Raw genomic sequence first — 15,124 nt, 5'->3', positions numbered from 1 at the left:
TCCTGACCGGGGCGGGCGGGGAACGGCGTTGTTCCCCGCCCGCCCCGCTGTCCGGGTGGGCTACCCGCGGCGGCCGTTGTAGACGGTGGCGTCGGTCCGTTCGCCGTACGCGCGGAAGACGGCCAGCGCCTCGTCGCGCAGGATGTCGGTTCGTACGTCGATGCCGCGCTTGACGAGTTGCTCCTGCCAGTCGTCGCGGACCGGCCCCTCGTCGAATCCGGTGAGGTGTTCGACCTCGTCACCCTGCCCGGCGATGGTGAGCCGGCCGACGCCGGACCACACCGTCGCGCCGTAACACATCGCGCACGGTCGCCAGTTGACGGTGAGTTCGGTCCGCAGCCCGGGGAGGCCGCCGAGGTCCCAGGTGCCGAACCGGGTCTGGGCGAGCGAGATCGCGACGATCTCGGCGTGCAGGGCGGACAGGTCGGCGGCGAGCACGAGGTTCACCCCGACGGACAGGATGCGTCCGGTGTCGGCGTCGGTGACCAGGGCAGCGAACGGGCCGCCGGTCCCTTCACGGTGGTTGCGGTCGGCGAGGCGGAGCACCAGCCGCATCCGCTCCTCGACGTCGGCCAGCACCGGCGGGTCGTCGGCGATCTCGTCGGTCACCCAGTCGGGCAGCCGGGCGCCGAAGATCGTGGGGATGGTGTCGGTGTCCATGGGGCTCCTACGCGTCATCGCGGTCTGTTTCGGGAAGGCGGGCACCGCCGGGTGGGCGGGCAGGGTCCGGGCCGTGGGCGGTCGGAAGAGGCGACGACCGGCGTACGGTCGGGCGGCTCGAACGGTGCCGGCCGGTGGCCCGGTGCCGGCTACTCGGCGCCGGCGGCTTGGTCGCCGTGGGCGACCCGGCCCCGGGTCCACGCGCTCGCGTGCGTACGGCGGCGCAGGTCGAAGCGGGTCGGCAGCTCCGGTCCCGTCATGATCGCGCACCTCCCGCCGGGGCTCGGTCTCCACCACCTGGCGCGGTGGTGTCCGGTGCCGGCATCCGGGCGCCCGGTGTCGTCACTGTATCCGAGGGGGCGAACGCGCACGCCCGGATGACGGCCAGCCGACCCCGGCACCCGGGCCGGCCGCTGTCCGCCCTCGGCGTACAGGTCTGTTGCCCGGCGCGGCGGCCTGGGACGCTGCGGCCATGGATCTGGGGTTCAGCGGTGAGGTCGCCCGACTCTACGAAACCTACCGGCGGGGTTATCCCGCCCCGGTCGTCGACGCGATAGCCGACGCGTTCGCACTCTCGGCCGACGACGTCGCCGTCGACCTCGGCTGCGGCACCGGCCAGCTCACCCTGCCGCTCGCCGCGCGGCTTCGGGCCGTCGTCGGCGTCGATCCCGAGCCGGACATGCTCACCCTCGCGCGGCGGGCCGCCGCGCGCCGGGACGTACGCAACGTGGCCTGGATGCTCGGCGGCGACACCGACGTTCCTGCGGTCGGTGCGCTTCTCGGCGCCGGATCGGTCGGCGTGGTGACGGTGGCGACCGCACTGCACTGGATGGAGACCGGGCGGCTGTTTCCGGCCGTGGCCGACCTGGTCCGGCCGGGCGGGGGATTCGCCGTCGTCACCAACGGCCGGCCACTGTGGCTGCTGGACACGCCCTGGTCCCGGGAACTGCGGGCCTTCCTCGAGTCGTGGACCGGGAGCGACCTGTCGTGGGGATGCGGCTCCGACGACACCGACCAGCGGCGCTACCGCGAGGGCCTGACCGTCGCCGGGCTGACCGTCTCGGCGACCTCGGTCGCGTACCCCGTCGACCTGGACCTGCCGGGCCTCGTCGGTGAACTGTTGACCGCGTTCCCGGCCTCGGAGCTGCCGACCGGGCCGGACCGGGAGCGGTTCGCCGAAGGCGTCCGCGCGGCGGTCGGCGCCGGCCCGTTCCACCAGCCCGTCCAGGTCGACCTGCTCTTCGGTCGACGGCGCGGTGATGCGGCCGAACCCGGCCACCGGTAGGTGTTGTGCTCCACAGCGAATTCGGCGTACCCACGCCGAATTCGCTGTTGGCCGCGACAGCGATACCCGCCCGGAAGACGACGCGCGTGGCGCGTCGCGCACTCGCCGCCCTGACCGTCGTGGCCGGCCCCGGCGGTCCATGGCACGACGGGTGGATCGACGACCGGAGACGCACGGAGAGCGCGCAGACCGTCGAGCGCCTGACGGCGGTTCTGCGAAGCGCCCTCCACCAGAGCAGGCCGTGACCTCGTCCGGCCCGCTACCCGGTGATCAGGATCTTGCGGCCGATGCCGGCCCGGAACTGGGCCAGGGCGTCGGCGTAGCCGTCGAGCGGGAACCGGTGACTGACGAAGATGTCGGGGTCGAGCACGCCGGCGGCGAACAGTTCGCCGGCCCGCTCGAAGCTGTGCAGCACCGCCATCGAGCCGGTGATGGTGATCTCCTTGTTGTAGACCCGGAACGGTTCGATGGTCGCCCGGGCGTCGTACGACGAGACCCCGAACTGCAGGAACGTGCCGGCCGGCCCGACCCGCGTCAACCCGTCGGCGATGGCGGCCTCGGCACCCGTGCAGTCGATGACGACGTCCCAGCCACGCGGCCGGGTCAGTTCGTCGGCACCGGTGACCGCCGCGGTGTTGCCCAACCGGACGGCGGTCGCCAACCGGTCCGGGTTGAGGTCCACCATGGACACCGACGCCGCGCCGCAGCGCTTGGCCAGCTCCTGCATCATCAGGCCCATCGTTCCGGCGCCGTAGATGAGGTAATGGTCGCCGAGCCGGCGCGGCAGCACGTCGAATCCGCGTACGGCGCACGACAGCGGCTCGATCAGCGCGGCGTCGGCGGCCGACACCCCGTCGGGCAGGACGAAGCAGTTCTTCGCCGGGGCGACCGCGTACTCGGCGACCCCGCCCGCGGTGGTGACCCCGATCGCCGCCCAGTTCTCGCACAGGTTGCCGCGGGCCCGTCGGCAGTAGTAGCACTCGCCGCAGTGCAGTGACGGGTCGACGGCGACCCGGTCACCGACGCGTACCTCGGTGACCCCGGAGCCGACGGCGACCACCTCGCCGGCGAACTCGTGGCCGGGCACGACCGGATAGGCCGGCGCGAACTCGCCGTCCATGATGTGCAGGTCGGTGCCGCAGATGCCGCAGGCGGCGACCTGTACGACCACGTCGCGCGGGCCGGGTGCCGGGTCGGGCACCGACTCCAGGGCGACCTGACCGGGTGTCACGATGACGGCTGCCTTCACTTGACCGCTCCCATGGAAAGTCCCCGGACGAGTTGCTTCTGGGCGAACCAGCCGGCCAGCACGACGGGCAGCGAGACCAGTGTCGCGGCGGCGCAGAGCCGGGCCAGGAAGAGCCCTTCCGAGGAGATGAAGCCGACCAGGAAGATCGGCGAGGTACCGGCGTTGGTCGCGGTCAGGTTGACCGCGAAGAAGAACTCGTTCCAGCTGAAGATGAAGCAGATGAGCGCGGTCGCGGCCAGGCCGGGGGCGACCAGCGGCAGCAGCACCTTGCGGATCGTCGTACCGAGTCCGGCGCCGTCGACCGCCGCCGCCTCGATCAGCGCGGGCGGCACCTCCAGCAGGAACGACCGCATCATCCAGACGGCCAGCGGCAGGTTCATCGAGGTGTAGAGGACGACCATGGTCCAGATGTTGTCGAGCATGCCGAGTTCGCGGACCAGCAGGTAGATCGGCAGCAGGGCGGCGACGGCCGGCAGCATCTTGGTGCTGATGAAGAAGAACAGCACGTCGCGCCACTTGCCGACCGGACGCAGCGACAGCGCGTACGCCGCCGGGGTGGCCAGCAGCAGCACCAGCGCGGTGGAGACCAGGCTCGCGCTCAGCGAGTTCAGCAGGTACGGCGTGATGTCGCGGTCGAAGACCTGCCGGTAGCCGTCGAGTACCGGGGTGAAGGTCCAGGTGGGCGGGTTGCTGGCGGCTTCGACCTCGCGCTTGAAGCCGGTCAGCACCATCCACAGGACGGGAAAGAAGAAGAACAGTCCGGCGGCCCAGGCCCCGACCGCCCAGGCGACCGTGCCCCACCGGCTTCCGCCGCGCCCGCTCATCTGTGGTCCTCCATCCGGAAGAGGCCGGAGATGACCCGCAGCGCGAACGTGGCGACGATGATCGTGCCGATCACGACCACGACGCCGGCGGCGGCCGCCTCGCCGTACTCGAATTTGCGGAAAGTCGTTGAGCAGCACTAAGTGGTACCTTCCATGGATGGCAGCCCCCGTCGAAACCCTCTACGCCCGCAAGTCCGTCAAAGACGACGGTAAATCCGTGGAGTCCCAGGTGGAAGTCTGGGGCTTCGACGTCCACGAGCGGGGCGTGACGGCAGGCGCCGTCTACGCCGACCCCGAGACGTCTGCCAGCCGGTTCGGGAAGAAGCGTCGACCTGACTGGGAAGCTCTCCTCGACGCCATCAACGCAGGCAAGGTGCAGCGGCTGGCTATGTGGGAATCGTCCCGCGGTGAGCGCCGCGCATCCCAGTGGCTGCTGTTCCTGGAGCTGCTGCGTGAGCGCGGAATCCCGTTGCGGATCATCTCCCACGAGCGGGACTACAACCTGCGGATCACCCGCGACTGGAAGGTGTTGGCAACCGACGGTATCGACGCCGAGGGTGAATCCGGGATGATCTCCGACCGGACGAGGCGGGGCAAGTCGACGGCCGCCTCGAAAGGGCTTCCGGTCGGATCCACGCCGTACGGGTACCGGCGGATCTACGGCGAGGGCGGCAAGTTCGTCAGCCAGGTCATTGACGAAGAGCAGGCTGCCGTAATTCGGGAGATCGTTGACCGGATCCTCAAGGGAGAGACGATCTTCTCCATTCGGGCAGATCTCAACGATCGCGGCATCCCAGGGCCCGGCAACTCAAACCCGCCATGGCGGCACATAGTCCAACTGGTCACGAACCCGGCCTACGCCGGCCAGCGCGTTCACCAGGGCAAAGTGGTCGGCGACGGCGTGTGGCCGGCAATCATCGAGCCCGAAAAGCATCAGCGTCTTGTTGCCCTTCTGAAAAGCCCGGCCAGGCGAACTCAGCGCGGCGTGGAGTTGACGTACTGGCTCAGTGGCGCTATCGCCTGCGGTGGGACGACGGAGAAGGGCGGCTTGGGTGGGCCGTGTCCCGGCATGCTGAGGTCGTCGCACAACCGGCCAAGGCCAGGGGCGCCGATCAAGCCGCTGTACACGTGCTCGGCCTGCCAGCGGGTAACCGTTATGCGGCTTCCAACCGAGGCGCTGGTGGAGACGGCACTACTGGCCCGTCTGTCGCAGGCGGATGCTCTGGCTAGCCTGCAACCCCGATCGGGCACCAATGCTGCCACCGTGGAGTTGCAGGCTGAATTGGACCTGCTTCGCGGCCGGCTCGACAACCTGCATGAGGAGGCCGGCAAAGCCGACGGCCCGTCTCCGGCAATGCTGGCCGCAGCGGAACGGCGCTTGCTTCCGCAGATTGAGGCGGTGGAGGCAAAGCTCCGGGCGGCGACAGTTCCTGCGGTGTTCCTGGAGTTCGACCCTGCGGCGGTCGTGGCGAAGTGGCCGGAGATGGAACCGCGGAGGCGTCGGGATGTGGTAATGGCGATGTGTGAGTTGCGATGCACGCCGGCTCGGCGCGGTGGCCGGTTTTCGGCTATCGCACGGCTGGGCGGGAGCCGATGGCGGGGTTCTCTGTCGACGTGGGCTGACGATCCTGCTGTGGTGGCAGTTGCGGAGGCGTTGGCGGCCGGGCTACTGCCGTGGCCGCCCAGTCACCCATCGAACGGTTAGGTTTCTGCGGCTGTCCGATGGGTGACCGGTGGGACGGGTTAGGTGCCGAGTTGGCCGCCGTTGCCCTTCTCCTGGTCATAGATTCCGGCAATGTAACCAAGGAACCGCTCGCTCAGCTCTTCGCCGACATCGTCGGCGCCCCCCGATACCTGAGCGGGCAGCTTGCGGTCGGACGGAGGATGTCCTCGCGTCGCGACCTGCTCGCCCAGGCGGCGTTCAAGTTTCTGGATCTCGGCGGCGATCATGGTTTCGACTACGCCCCGGAACCGTGCTGGGGCGACCTCGACGGCGGCCTCGAGGTGCGCCATCCGGCGGTGGAGGGCGGCGTTCTCTATCTGAATTGGGCGGATCAGCCATTCGGAGACGGCCACGAAGGTAAGTAGTGCGACGACGGCGACGACAACGGCGCGAGCATCATTGCGGAGGGTGGCTCCGACGGCGAACGCGCCGGCAAGCGCGCCGACTCCGGCGAGTGCGGTGAGGCCGCAGATGGTGCCGATGAGTTGTCGGATGGGGCGTCGGACTGGGCCGACGGGTGGAAGTGGGACGGTGTCGGTCGGGTTGTGCATGGGGGCACCTTCCAGCCTCGTTGGTGGTCAGCCAGGCTCGCGCGTCTCCCCTCACGCAAGAGCCTCCGAGGCTACGACTGTCGATGTTGGGTTGCGTCGGACGTATGTACGAGTTCGGTGGCCGGTTGGTTGGCGGTAGGTGGACGATTACTGATCTAGGGGTCAGTCGTTATCTAGGGTAAGGCTGTCCTGTCTGGGTGGTGGGACCGGCTGGATTGGCGGGTGTCGCACTGTACGTGTGACATGACAGGCCGGAGTTTCGCGAGGCTGCGGACGTTGACCGGTGTGCGACTGGGGATGGCCGCGGGGCGCTTGAGCCTCGTTGTGCAGTGTTAGTGCAGGGTTTACCTGGATCAACGGTTCGGAATCTTGGCCGACACGTCGTTGGCCTGCGGTTTCGCTAACTCTGCGTATCCGGACTATTCGGCCAGCGATATCGTCACGCGGTGTGCCGGGAAGATATCCCCAGAGCCATCGGGGTAGGTGACCTGCAAGATCGGCCAGTGTGGCGGCAGTTCGCCCCACTCCGGCTCCAGCTTCACCCGATCTGCCGTGCGCGCTGGCCGCGCCTCGATCTTCGAGCCGGCCGGTACCACGATCTCGGTCTTCTCTGCGAAATCCGCCACGCGTGAACGATCCCCGTGGCGTGTGACAACCAGACCGTCTTCGCGCAGGGTTTGGATCGCGCGTCGGATGGTGTTCATGCCGACGTCGTAGTGGTGGGCCAGGTCGGGTTCGGCGGGCAGGTGGGTGCCGGGCGGGAACTCGCCGGAGGTGATGCGGGCTTCGAGGTCGTCGGCGATCTGGCGGTATCGGGGACCGCGGCCGACAGACATGCCCAGGAGGGTATGAGTTGATCTTCACTCGTTTAGTGTTGCCCTCCTGGGCAGGAGTGGCTTCGGCATGGTGTGCTGACAGCAGGACGCCCCGCCTTCGAGGGGGAGGCGGGGCGCAGGGTGCGGTCAGATCGACAGGTCATCTGTTCACGGCGCGGCGGTGACCTGCTTCGCGATGATCCGGGCGGGTCCGTTGTAGGTGTGGACCTCGCCGGTGACGGTGACCCAGGTGCCGTTGGCGAGCTGGGGGCGAGCGGTCTTGAGGTGCGCCCACCAGACCTCAAGCGGCCAGCGGCGCCGGTCCGGGGTGGTGAGGGTGGCGGTGGCCCAGTCGTAGCCCTGCCCGGTGCGGCGGATGATGACGTCGGACAGCCGGCCGGTGGCGGTGATCGGCTCGTGGTGGACATAGGTGCGGGCGGGCGCCGGGGCGGTCACGACACCGCTCCGTCCGGCTGCTGCGGCTCCCGGCCGGCAGCTTCCAGGGCGTCCACGGCCCGGACCAAGGCGGGCGTCAGGGTTGCATCAGCAACGGCTGGCAGGTTCGGGCCGTACTGGGTGCGCCAGGCGCGGGCGGTGTCGATGACGGCCCGCTCCAGATCCTGCGCGCTGGGCGGCACGGACGTCTTGCCGGTCTCCTCCCAGACCTGGGCATGCTTCTCCAGCAGGGCAGGCCAGTCGGCGCCGGGGCCGTACGCCAGGACGGCGCCGATGGCGTCTCGGATGGCGTGCGCGCCGATCCGGCACTCCTCTGCGAGGTTGATCCCCTGCGCGCGGGGCGGCACGGAACCGAGGCCGGCGGACTGCTCGTCGGCCTGGTCGCCGAAGTTGAGGGTGATGTCGGCGGTGGAGAGCAGTTCGGCGAGGTTGTCGACGTCGCCGGGGGCGTGTCCGCCGGGTCCGAAGTGCTGCTCCAGCCAGGCGCGGATGGTGTAGCGGTCGGCGCCGCGGAGGATGTCGAGGGCGAGGTCGGCGGCGATTTCGCGGTGGGCGCTGAGGCGGGTGGTGGGCTGGTCGGGAAGCAGCTCGCCCTCGCTGATCGGCTGGACGTGGGTGAGGCTGATGCAGCCGGCCACGCCCGTAAGCCAGACGACGGCGGTGTGGCCGCCGAGGAGCTGCGCGGCGGTGCGGGTGCGGGCGGTCTTGCCGTTGCCTTCGCGGGCGCCCTTCCAGTAGCGGACGGGGGTGCCGATGGGGTGGGTGTCGTTGAAGGTTTGGACGGCGTCCGTTGCGCTGGTGGTGGGCTGGGTCATGGCTGCTCCTCAGAGGTAGTTGACAAGGATGCGGGCGGCTTCGGCGGGCGGGGTGTCCGGTGCGCAGATCGGGGCGGAGCGGCGGCCGTGGCCGTCGTCGAGGTGCCAGCCGTGTTCTGGGTCTTCGAGCCAGCGGAGCCAGACGATTTCGTCGCCCTCGGCGATGGGGAGGTTGCACTGCTCTTCGTCGAGGTCGGCGCCGTTGAAATCGACGGGGACGTCGAGAGCGACGAGTTCGCGGGCGACGGCGAGGACGTAGTCGGATCCGGTGAGTGCGTCGGGGCTGGGCTGGTCGGCGCCGCTGGTCATGGCTGCTCCTCAGGGGTGGGCGGGTGCGGGCTTGGTGCGGCCGAGCTTGGCCCGGAGTCGGGCCTCGATCAGCTTCCGGTCCGGGGCGACGTAGCCGTGGTAGCCGTGGCCTTTGACCCAGCTCTGCGCGTGCTCCCGCTCGGGGATGCCGCACCACCGGCAGGCCATCGGCTCCGGTGCGACCTGGTGGCGGACCTTCGCCTTGCGCCGCAGCAGTGCCTCACGGCGCAGGGCTGGCGCCATCTTGGACAGATCGCACAGATGCCAGCCGGGCTGCCACGTGTCAAGGCTCGCCGCGTACCCGGCGTACTGGGCGGCCAACTTAGCGGGACTGGAATTGGCGTAGAGCATGGTCGGGTTCGGGTCGAACCGCATCTCCGGGGCGACTGGCAGCAGCGCGGTCATCGAGCAACCTCCGCCGCGACCCCCAGTTGACGGGCGATCACCGTCTCGAACTCGTCGGCGATAAACCGGCTAGGGTCGCATCCGCTCATGATTCGCAGGGTCGCGCACTGGTCGAGGACGGCGATCAGAGCGTCGTGGTAGTTGACGATTAGTCCGGGGTCGTAGTCGTTGGTGCCAGCATCGTCGGCGAGCTTGGCACGGATCTGCTCGGCGAGGCTCATGGGCTCCTCCTTGGGGCGGTGGTCTGAGCTGCTACCGCTCGCACCGGCACAGGTCCGGCGCGGCCGTACGCGGCTCAGGCCGCCAGGGCGGGGGTTCTGGCCAGCTCGCGCCGGTACTGGGCGTACATGCGGCGGATGACGGCCTCACCCACCCGGGCGGGGCCGGTCCGCTGGGCGTCGCGAGCAATACAGACGTCGATCGGCACCCCGGTCAGGTCGACGACCTTGAACCGGGCTCCGGCCTGGTCGGCAATGCGCCGCAGCTGCTGCATGCTGCGCTGGGACAGGTTGGTGTCGTCGCAGATCACGTCCAGGCCGCTCCGAAGCAGGCCGCGGATCGCGCCGTGGCAGACGATCGTCACCTGCTCTTCCTGCTCGCGGGTGCCGAGCCGACCGCCGTGGAGCATGGCCCTCGTGTCGTCACGGTTGACGCGGGCGCGGGCCGCGGGGTTCTCGTCGACCCACCGCCGGGCGAGCGTCGTCTTGCCGCTGCCCGGAAGGCCGATGGTGATGGTCAAGGTCGGCATCAGATGGCGTTCCTCTCGATGATTGCGGCATCTCGGTTCGCAAGGCGCGCTCGAAGCCGGGCAGCGTTCTCGGCAAGCCGGACGGCAAGTCGGTCCAGGTCGTCGGGGTTCCGGATTTCGATGCCGCCGACGCTGACCAGGCCGCCAAGGTCGAGGACGCACAGTTCGCGCTGGTTGACGCCGACAACGCGGGCGTGTCCCTGTGGGTTGTTGAGGTAGACGCCGGGCGCAAGGCGGTCGGATTCGTCGGTGTGGGTGTCGTCGACGCTGTCTGCCGTGATCTGCTCGGCGTGGCTGGTCACTGCCCCAACTCCGCTCGGCATTCCCGGCAGTGGTCTCGGTTGAGCCAGCCATGCGTGCAGTCCGGCAGTCCGTCATGCCGATTCGGGTTGACCTTGTGCAACCAGAAGCCCTCGCTGTGCTCGTCCCGATATTGGCGCCCCACGCGCCACCCAGGCAGGTGGGCCATTTCTTCCCACGTCCAGCGGTACGACGTCTCGGCGAACCCCCGGTCGGGCCGGTTCATAACGTGCAGCTCGACGCGCCGCTCGGTGGTCCAGCCGGCCGGCGGGGTGCGGTCCAGTTCGCGAACAAGGATCTGCTCGGTGAAGGAGCTCAGAAGGCGCGGCTTAGCGGTGAGGACCGTGCAGGTGCCGCACTTGCCGTCGCTGGTGCAGTGACCGTACAGCCCGAACGAGGCGTGGCGAGTGTCTCGCCGCATGTCGAACAGGGCCGCGTACGACCGGGGACGGAGCGCGCACTGGCCGGGATGGCTGCCCATGTGGGCGTTCAGAGAGAGCCTGTTCCAGCCCTTGCCGTCGGGTCCGCCGGGCCGATAGGTGGGGGCGGGCAGGTGGATGGACATTACCGGGTCACCTCCGCCCGCCCGTGGTTGTCGTCGAGGAGGTCGGCCAGCGTCGTCGGCGCCGGCTCGTCCGCGGTGGCATGCGTTCGACACCACGGCAGGCCGAGGTCGGGGCCGCAGGCAGGCGCGTACCGGTCGGGGACGCCGCAGTAGTTGACGTCGGCTGGGCCGCGGCGGACTGCCTGGCGCTGCAGTACAGCCACTTGCACCTGCCGTAGGGCAGCAGCAACGGCCATACCCGCCTCATCGAGGTCGTCTTCGCGGTAGCGGTCGGTCTCGTGGAAGCTCTCATCGATGAACCGGAGCACGAATTCCAGGTCGTCGGTGGGGGTGAGCAGGTGGGAGCCGGGCGCGGAGAGCACGTCGCCCTCAATCGGGTTGACGGTCATGCGGCTTCTCCGGTCATCCAGGCGGGCAGCTCGCCAAAGTTGGTCGGTTCCGGCTCGGCAACCGCGGCCTTTGGCTTGCTGGCCATGCCGTGCTGGTCGATCAGGGCGCGGATCGCGGCGATCCGAACGGGGTAGGCGTCCGCGGCGGCCTCGGCGTCGGCCCTGGCCTGCTCGATCGTCGCGCGGCTGTGCTGGAAGAAACCGCGCTGCAACTTCAGCCAGCCGTTGCGAAGTTCGGTGGCCTGCTGCTCGACGGCGGCGGGGTGGAGGTCGGCCGGGAGCTGGGCGGTGCGGATGAGGTCTCGCATGCAGTCCTCGGCGGATCGGGTACGGCCGCTCATGTTTCGGTTGGTGTGCTGGTGGCCGCAGTCGGCGACGAGCTTGCCGGCGTGGCGGAGGACGCCGGTGTAGCGGTAGGTGCCATCGGCGTAGGTGGTGCGGCGGGTGCCGATGGTGAGGCCGGTGGGCTGGGTGGCGGTGCGGCTCATGTCGGCTCCGATCTTCATAGCAATAACTTCTACAAGGTTAACCGGCTGAGGTGATAGAAGCAAGTACTACGAAGTTTCTAGCTCGACCTACGCGGCCGACCGCCGCCAGCACCCTGCCCCGGCCGGTTCGCCGCCCACTCCCGAATCTCATCCGCACGCTCGGGCCGCCACCACGGGGCCCGGCCGATCCGGTCATCCGGCGCCGGGAACGGGTGATGCTCGTACCGCCCGCCCGGTCGCGACTCGAACAGGTACTGGCTGATGGACTTGGGCTCCAGGCCGAGCAGTTCTGCCACGGCCTTCCGGTCCAGAACTGGCAACCCGTCGGCGGTCACCATGCGGCCCCGAACTTTGTAGACGTCACGGCGCCCACGATAGGCGGGCGCGGCGTCTGGCGTGGGTGGTGGGCGGGTAGTGGTGGCGGCATTCATGGTTGCCATCGTAGTAGCAGCAACTTCTACAAGGAAGCTGCGGTCAAGGCGGCAACGCTCCGGGCGCGGTCGGTGCAGGGTAGATGTCGGGCGCATTCCTCGTTGCCCCGTTTTGACTGCCGGCCCTGCTCGCTTGATCGGGTTTCCGACGTACCCGCCGGTAAGCGGAGAGTAGGCATCCGATCTACCAGCCGGCACCAACCGCACGGACGGTAACGATCAAGAAATGGACGCGACACACTTCTGCGGGCGGTCGAGTCCTACATGGACCGAGGACTCGGCCGCGCCCACGGTCCATGCGGTCCCCAAGGAGCATCCTCCCCATGAAGAACAAGCTGACCCTCGCCGGCGTGGCCGCCCTCGCCGTGTTCATGCTGGCCTGTAGTGCCGACGGCATCGACTCGGACGTATCCGGTTCGTCCGGCGAAGGTGGCGCCCCGGCCGGCGCGGTCGCCAGCGGCGAGCCGAACCCGGACACGTCGGAAGCCCCGAAGACGCTGGAGCAGAAGGTCGGCGACACGATCGAGGTGTCCAACGACTCCCAGGCGATCAAGTACACGGTGACGAAGACGCAGCAGAAGTCCGGTACCCAGTTCATCAAGCCGGACTACGGCGTTTACCTTCTGGCGTACCTGGAGGTGAACGTTACGAAGGGCAACACGTACGTATGCTCGTGCGAGCTGTCGTTCATCGGCCCGGACGGGACGGTGTACGAGTCAACGTTCACGGTTCTGGATGGGGTGCAGCTGTTCGAGTCGGCGGACGTCGCGGCGGGGCAGAAGAAGGCTGGCTGGGTGCCGTTCGATGTGCCGAAGAACGCGGTCAAGGGCGGCAAGATTCAGTTGAAGGTGACGAACTTCCTGAGCGAGGACCAGTACGCCTACTGGGTGCTCTGACGGCAGACATTACGAAGCCCTCCCGTGGCCGGCCGGGAGGGCTTCGTCGCATCCTAGATCAGCCTTGCTTCAGCCACGGCCAGGACTGATCTCAACTTGCTATGCCGCCTCCGCGGTCGTCTCGCCGCTACCGACCCGCTTCGCCTTCGGTGCGATCTGCGAGATCCGCTGCGGGCTGACCGCCAGCAGTGCCGCGGCATCCCGCACGGACATGCGCCGGTTCTGGACCAGGTCCCGCGCCATTTCGTCGGTGCGGGCAGCGACTTGGCTGGCGAGCCGGTCGGCTGCCTCCCGGTCGGCGCGGAGCTGGGCGGCGGCCTGGTCGAGGGTCGGGTCGCCGGTCCGGTACTCGTAGGCGATGTTCAGGCCGGTTTCGGCGCCTTCGGGGAGGTCTTCGGTGAGGGCGATGGCTTCGCGGACGTTGGCGTCGAGGCTGGGGAGGTTGCGGGCGAAGGTCTGGGTTCCGGGGAGGGCGGGGACGTCGGCGAGCCAGGCGTCGTCTTCGCGGGTGACGATGACGCGGTAGGTGGTCACTGGAGCCACCCCTTTCCGAAGACTGGTTCGAGGGCCTTTTCGATCGACTTTAGGGTGCCGTTGGGGATGTCGCCTGCGTGTTGGGGGACGACGGTTTGGGCGGTGGTGGTGCCGTTGGTGGCGCGGTAGATGCGGTGGGATCCGCGCTGCCGGAGCATGGTGCCGCCGAGTCGTTCGATTCGCTGGTTGACTTCCCGTGCCCTCATAGCTTAAGTCTAGCTGGTAGACAGTGCAAGTGTCTAGTCGGTAGACGGTGCAGGTTGGTGCGGGCTGCCGCGGGTTGATGCGGGAACAGCCGCGCCGGTGTACGCCGCTGCCGGGCTTGCAAGTGCAGGCAGCCGCGTCATCCCCCAACCGCAGGCCATCTTTCTTGCCGGCCACTTTCGAGTAGGCCGTCTCAGTGGCCAGGAAAGGCGGTCTGACCTGTGCAAACGCTACTTGCGTCCGTTTGCAGTAGGTTTCGAGTAGCGCCAGCCCGACACCCACCCGCGGGAGTTCAGGCCGTAGGGCCACGACTTGAACGCTCCCGCGCAAGGTTCAGGTCTCGACGACAAACCTTGAACGACCCCGACCGGGCAGCGGGGATGCCCAGCCGGGTCAGGCGAGCCTACGACGTGGGCAGCGGCATCGAGAACCGCACGAACGACCAGCCGTCGACCTCGGCATCCTTCGCTTCCATGGTGCTGAAGCCGCGGTGCATGCCAATCAGGTCGAGTTGCGGTACGAGCGGGGTCGAGACGGTGAAGGTCGCCTCGGTGATGCCGACTGCCGCGGCGGCGGCGAGGGCGTGGTCGACGCGGCCGGCTTGCATGCCGGCGGTGAACGCTTCGTCGTCGTAGGGGCCGCCGTTGCTGGCGCAGACGGTGAACGGGTAGATGAGGTCGTAGCCGTCGTCTTCGGGGAGGTTATCGGTCACGTTGACAGTGTGCCACCGGTTGTGTTCCTGCCGAATTCAAGCTGACTCGCCCAAAACTTGAATTGCCTCGGACTGAATTCACGTCAGCGGCATCACACCTGAACGACTGAACCCCGGCCGGCAGACGCCGATCGGGGTTCGAGGTGCGCGCCGGCCGGCTTAAGCCGCTCAGCGGGTGCCACCGTCTCCGATGGCAGACAACCAGTCGCGCACCCCCAGTTTACCCGTTCGCGCTACGACTTCGGCGCCATCAGTTCGGGCTCGCGGCCCGGCGGGTCGTACTTGCCGTTCGTGCTCCGGATGCCGGCCCAGATACCGCCGTTTATCCGACCCGACCTGGTCCGGATCTCGACGCCGCACTGCCCCGCGAACTCGTTCACGTCGAAGTTGGGGTCGTTGTAGCCGAGCACCTGGGCAGTCACCCACATGACATTCGTGCGGATCCGATCGGTCTCCACGGCGTCCAGTTGCTTGCCGGGGTTGCGGTCGTCGTCGTGACGGTGTCCGGCCCGGTCAACCCGGTACGGGGCGTCGGACCAGTCGTGGTTGCGGATCTCGTCGGCGAACTGCTGCGCCAAACGGCTCAAAGCCATGGTGTCCCTTCCGATAGGGCTCAAGGTGGTGCTCCGTCCCCCGACGGGACGGCTGGGCTGAGTGTAGCGCCGTCGGCAAGGCGGGTGGGGACGTAGCTTGGCCGGTTTTCCTCAGTTAGGAGGAAGCCGCCCGCGGTGAGGAAGAAGCCCCGCCGCCGTGGCGCAGGGTGCC

Annotated in this window: 23 protein-coding genes; 3 read left to right on the top strand and 20 right to left on the bottom strand. The window is 68.7% G+C overall.

Annotated elements, in window-relative coordinates:
- Positions 1–60: 60 nt before the first annotated feature.
- A complete protein-coding gene (locus QCD66_RS27400; protein ID WP_357536376.1) occupies positions 61–660 on the bottom strand; it encodes a nucleoside deaminase in 600 nt (199 codons plus the stop codon).
- 472 nt (positions 661–1,132) lie between these two features.
- Between QCD66_RS27400 and QCD66_RS27395 the strand changes: the two genes are divergently transcribed.
- Positions 1,133–1,945, top strand: coding sequence for a class I SAM-dependent methyltransferase (locus QCD66_RS27395; protein WP_375735364.1), 813 nt, complete (start codon positions 1,133–1,135; stop codon positions 1,943–1,945).
- A gap of 259 nt (positions 1,946–2,204) precedes the next feature.
- On the opposite strand, the gene QCD66_RS27390 is transcribed toward QCD66_RS27395, so the two are convergent.
- Together QCD66_RS27390 and QCD66_RS27385 are read right to left on the bottom strand one after the other, a co-directional pair.
- Positions 2,205–3,194: a zinc-dependent alcohol dehydrogenase family protein gene (locus QCD66_RS27390; protein WP_375735365.1), complete on the bottom strand. Its 990-nt coding sequence runs from the start codon at positions 3,192–3,194 to the stop codon at positions 2,205–2,207.
- Positions 3,191–4,018 (bottom strand): carbohydrate ABC transporter permease, encoded by an 828-nt coding sequence (locus QCD66_RS27385; RefSeq protein WP_375735366.1) that lies wholly within the window; start codon positions 4,016–4,018, stop codon positions 3,191–3,193. Before QCD66_RS27385 ends, QCD66_RS27390 begins: the two co-directional genes overlap by 4 nt.
- Before the next feature lie 157 nt (positions 4,019–4,175).
- Here QCD66_RS27385 and QCD66_RS27380 point away from each other — a divergent pair, with 157 nt between their 5' ends.
- On the top strand, positions 4,176–5,723 hold the full coding sequence (locus QCD66_RS27380; RefSeq protein ID WP_375737130.1) for a recombinase family protein: 1,548 nt from the start codon (positions 4,176–4,178) through the stop codon (positions 5,721–5,723).
- Positions 5,724–5,761: 38 nt separating this feature from the next.
- Here the strand turns inward: QCD66_RS27380 and QCD66_RS27375 are convergent, their stop codons facing one another.
- From QCD66_RS27375 to QCD66_RS27315, 13 genes are all read right to left on the bottom strand, one after another.
- On the bottom strand, positions 5,762–6,292 hold the full coding sequence (locus QCD66_RS27375) for a hypothetical protein (protein ID WP_375737129.1): 531 nt from the start codon (positions 6,290–6,292) through the stop codon (positions 5,762–5,764).
- A 419-nt stretch (positions 6,293–6,711) separates the two neighbouring features.
- Positions 6,712–7,128: a winged helix-turn-helix domain-containing protein gene (locus tag QCD66_RS27370; RefSeq protein ID WP_375737128.1), complete on the bottom strand. Its 417-nt coding sequence runs from the start codon at positions 7,126–7,128 to the stop codon at positions 6,712–6,714.
- Positions 7,129–7,275: 147 nt separating this feature from the next.
- Positions 7,276–7,563, bottom strand: a complete 288-nt coding sequence (locus QCD66_RS27365) for a hypothetical protein (RefSeq protein WP_375737127.1) — start codon at positions 7,561–7,563, stop codon at positions 7,276–7,278.
- Positions 7,560–8,378, bottom strand: a complete 819-nt coding sequence (locus QCD66_RS27360; protein WP_375737126.1) for a hypothetical protein — start codon at positions 8,376–8,378, stop codon at positions 7,560–7,562. Before QCD66_RS27360 ends, QCD66_RS27365 begins: the two co-directional genes overlap by 4 nt.
- A 9-nt stretch (positions 8,379–8,387) precedes the next feature.
- Positions 8,388–8,687 (bottom strand): hypothetical protein, encoded by a 300-nt coding sequence (locus QCD66_RS27355; RefSeq protein WP_375737125.1) that lies wholly within the window; start codon positions 8,685–8,687, stop codon positions 8,388–8,390.
- Positions 8,688–8,696: 9 nt separating this feature from the next.
- The gene (locus tag QCD66_RS27350) at positions 8,697–9,092 is read right to left on the bottom strand and encodes a hypothetical protein (protein WP_375737124.1); all 396 of its coding nucleotides are present in this window, start codon (positions 9,090–9,092) and stop codon (positions 8,697–8,699) included.
- Complete coding sequence (locus tag QCD66_RS27345; protein WP_375737123.1) at positions 9,089–9,313, bottom strand: hypothetical protein; 225 nt, start codon at positions 9,311–9,313, stop codon at positions 9,089–9,091. Before QCD66_RS27345 ends, QCD66_RS27350 begins: the two co-directional genes overlap by 4 nt.
- Positions 9,314–9,387: 74 nt before the next feature.
- The gene (locus QCD66_RS27340) at positions 9,388–9,840 is read right to left on the bottom strand and encodes an AAA family ATPase (RefSeq protein ID WP_375737122.1); all 453 of its coding nucleotides are present in this window, start codon (positions 9,838–9,840) and stop codon (positions 9,388–9,390) included.
- Positions 9,840–10,142 carry a hypothetical protein gene (locus QCD66_RS27335; RefSeq protein ID WP_375737121.1) on the bottom strand — a complete coding sequence of 101 codons (303 nt, stop codon included), beginning with the start codon at positions 10,140–10,142 and terminating at the stop codon, positions 9,840–9,842. The genes QCD66_RS27340 and QCD66_RS27335 overlap by 1 nt, the downstream gene beginning before the upstream one ends.
- Positions 10,139–10,705, bottom strand: coding sequence for a hypothetical protein (locus QCD66_RS27330; protein WP_375737120.1), 567 nt, complete (start codon positions 10,703–10,705; stop codon positions 10,139–10,141). Before QCD66_RS27330 ends, QCD66_RS27335 begins: the two co-directional genes overlap by 4 nt.
- Positions 10,705–11,094: a hypothetical protein gene (locus QCD66_RS27325; RefSeq protein WP_375737119.1), complete on the bottom strand. Its 390-nt coding sequence runs from the start codon at positions 11,092–11,094 to the stop codon at positions 10,705–10,707. Before QCD66_RS27325 ends, QCD66_RS27330 begins: the two co-directional genes overlap by 1 nt.
- Positions 11,091–11,582: a hypothetical protein gene (locus tag QCD66_RS27320; protein ID WP_407566848.1), complete on the bottom strand. Its 492-nt coding sequence runs from the start codon at positions 11,580–11,582 to the stop codon at positions 11,091–11,093. The genes QCD66_RS27325 and QCD66_RS27320 overlap by 4 nt, the downstream gene beginning before the upstream one ends.
- A gap of 77 nt (positions 11,583–11,659) precedes the next feature.
- The gene (locus QCD66_RS27315; protein WP_375733425.1) at positions 11,660–12,013 is read right to left on the bottom strand and encodes a hypothetical protein; all 354 of its coding nucleotides are present in this window, start codon (positions 12,011–12,013) and stop codon (positions 11,660–11,662) included.
- Between the two features lie 323 nt (positions 12,014–12,336).
- Here QCD66_RS27315 and QCD66_RS27310 point away from each other — a divergent pair, with 323 nt between their 5' ends.
- Positions 12,337–12,909, top strand: a complete 573-nt coding sequence (locus QCD66_RS27310) for a DUF4352 domain-containing protein (RefSeq protein ID WP_375733424.1) — start codon at positions 12,337–12,339, stop codon at positions 12,907–12,909.
- Between the two features lie 99 nt (positions 12,910–13,008).
- Here QCD66_RS27310 and QCD66_RS27305 read toward each other — a convergent pair whose 3' ends face one another.
- The 4 genes from QCD66_RS27305 to QCD66_RS27290 all read right to left on the bottom strand — a co-directional run bounded on the left by QCD66_RS27305 (position 13,009) and on the right by QCD66_RS27290 (position 14,952).
- Positions 13,009–13,443 carry a type II toxin-antitoxin system HicB family antitoxin gene (locus tag QCD66_RS27305; RefSeq protein WP_375733423.1) on the bottom strand — a complete coding sequence of 145 codons (435 nt, stop codon included), beginning with the start codon at positions 13,441–13,443 and terminating at the stop codon, positions 13,009–13,011.
- Entirely contained in the window at positions 13,440–13,649 is a 210-nt protein-coding gene (locus tag QCD66_RS27300) for a type II toxin-antitoxin system HicA family toxin (RefSeq protein ID WP_375733422.1), read from the bottom strand. Before QCD66_RS27300 ends, QCD66_RS27305 begins: the two co-directional genes overlap by 4 nt.
- Positions 13,650–14,050: 401 nt before the next feature.
- Positions 14,051–14,359 (bottom strand): hypothetical protein, encoded by a 309-nt coding sequence (locus tag QCD66_RS27295; protein ID WP_375733421.1) that lies wholly within the window; start codon positions 14,357–14,359, stop codon positions 14,051–14,053.
- Positions 14,360–14,592: 233 nt separating this feature from the next.
- The gene (locus QCD66_RS27290) at positions 14,593–14,952 is read right to left on the bottom strand and encodes a hypothetical protein (protein ID WP_375733420.1); all 360 of its coding nucleotides are present in this window, start codon (positions 14,950–14,952) and stop codon (positions 14,593–14,595) included.
- Positions 14,953–15,124 lie beyond the last annotated feature (172 nt).

Source organism: Polymorphospora sp. A560 (genome assembly GCF_045781765.1).
GTDB classification, from domain to species: domain Bacteria; phylum Actinomycetota; class Actinomycetes; order Mycobacteriales; family Micromonosporaceae; genus Polymorphospora; species Polymorphospora lycopeni.
Note: the sequence above shows the minus strand (reverse complement) of the source record. Positions and strands in the feature narration are given on the sequence as shown.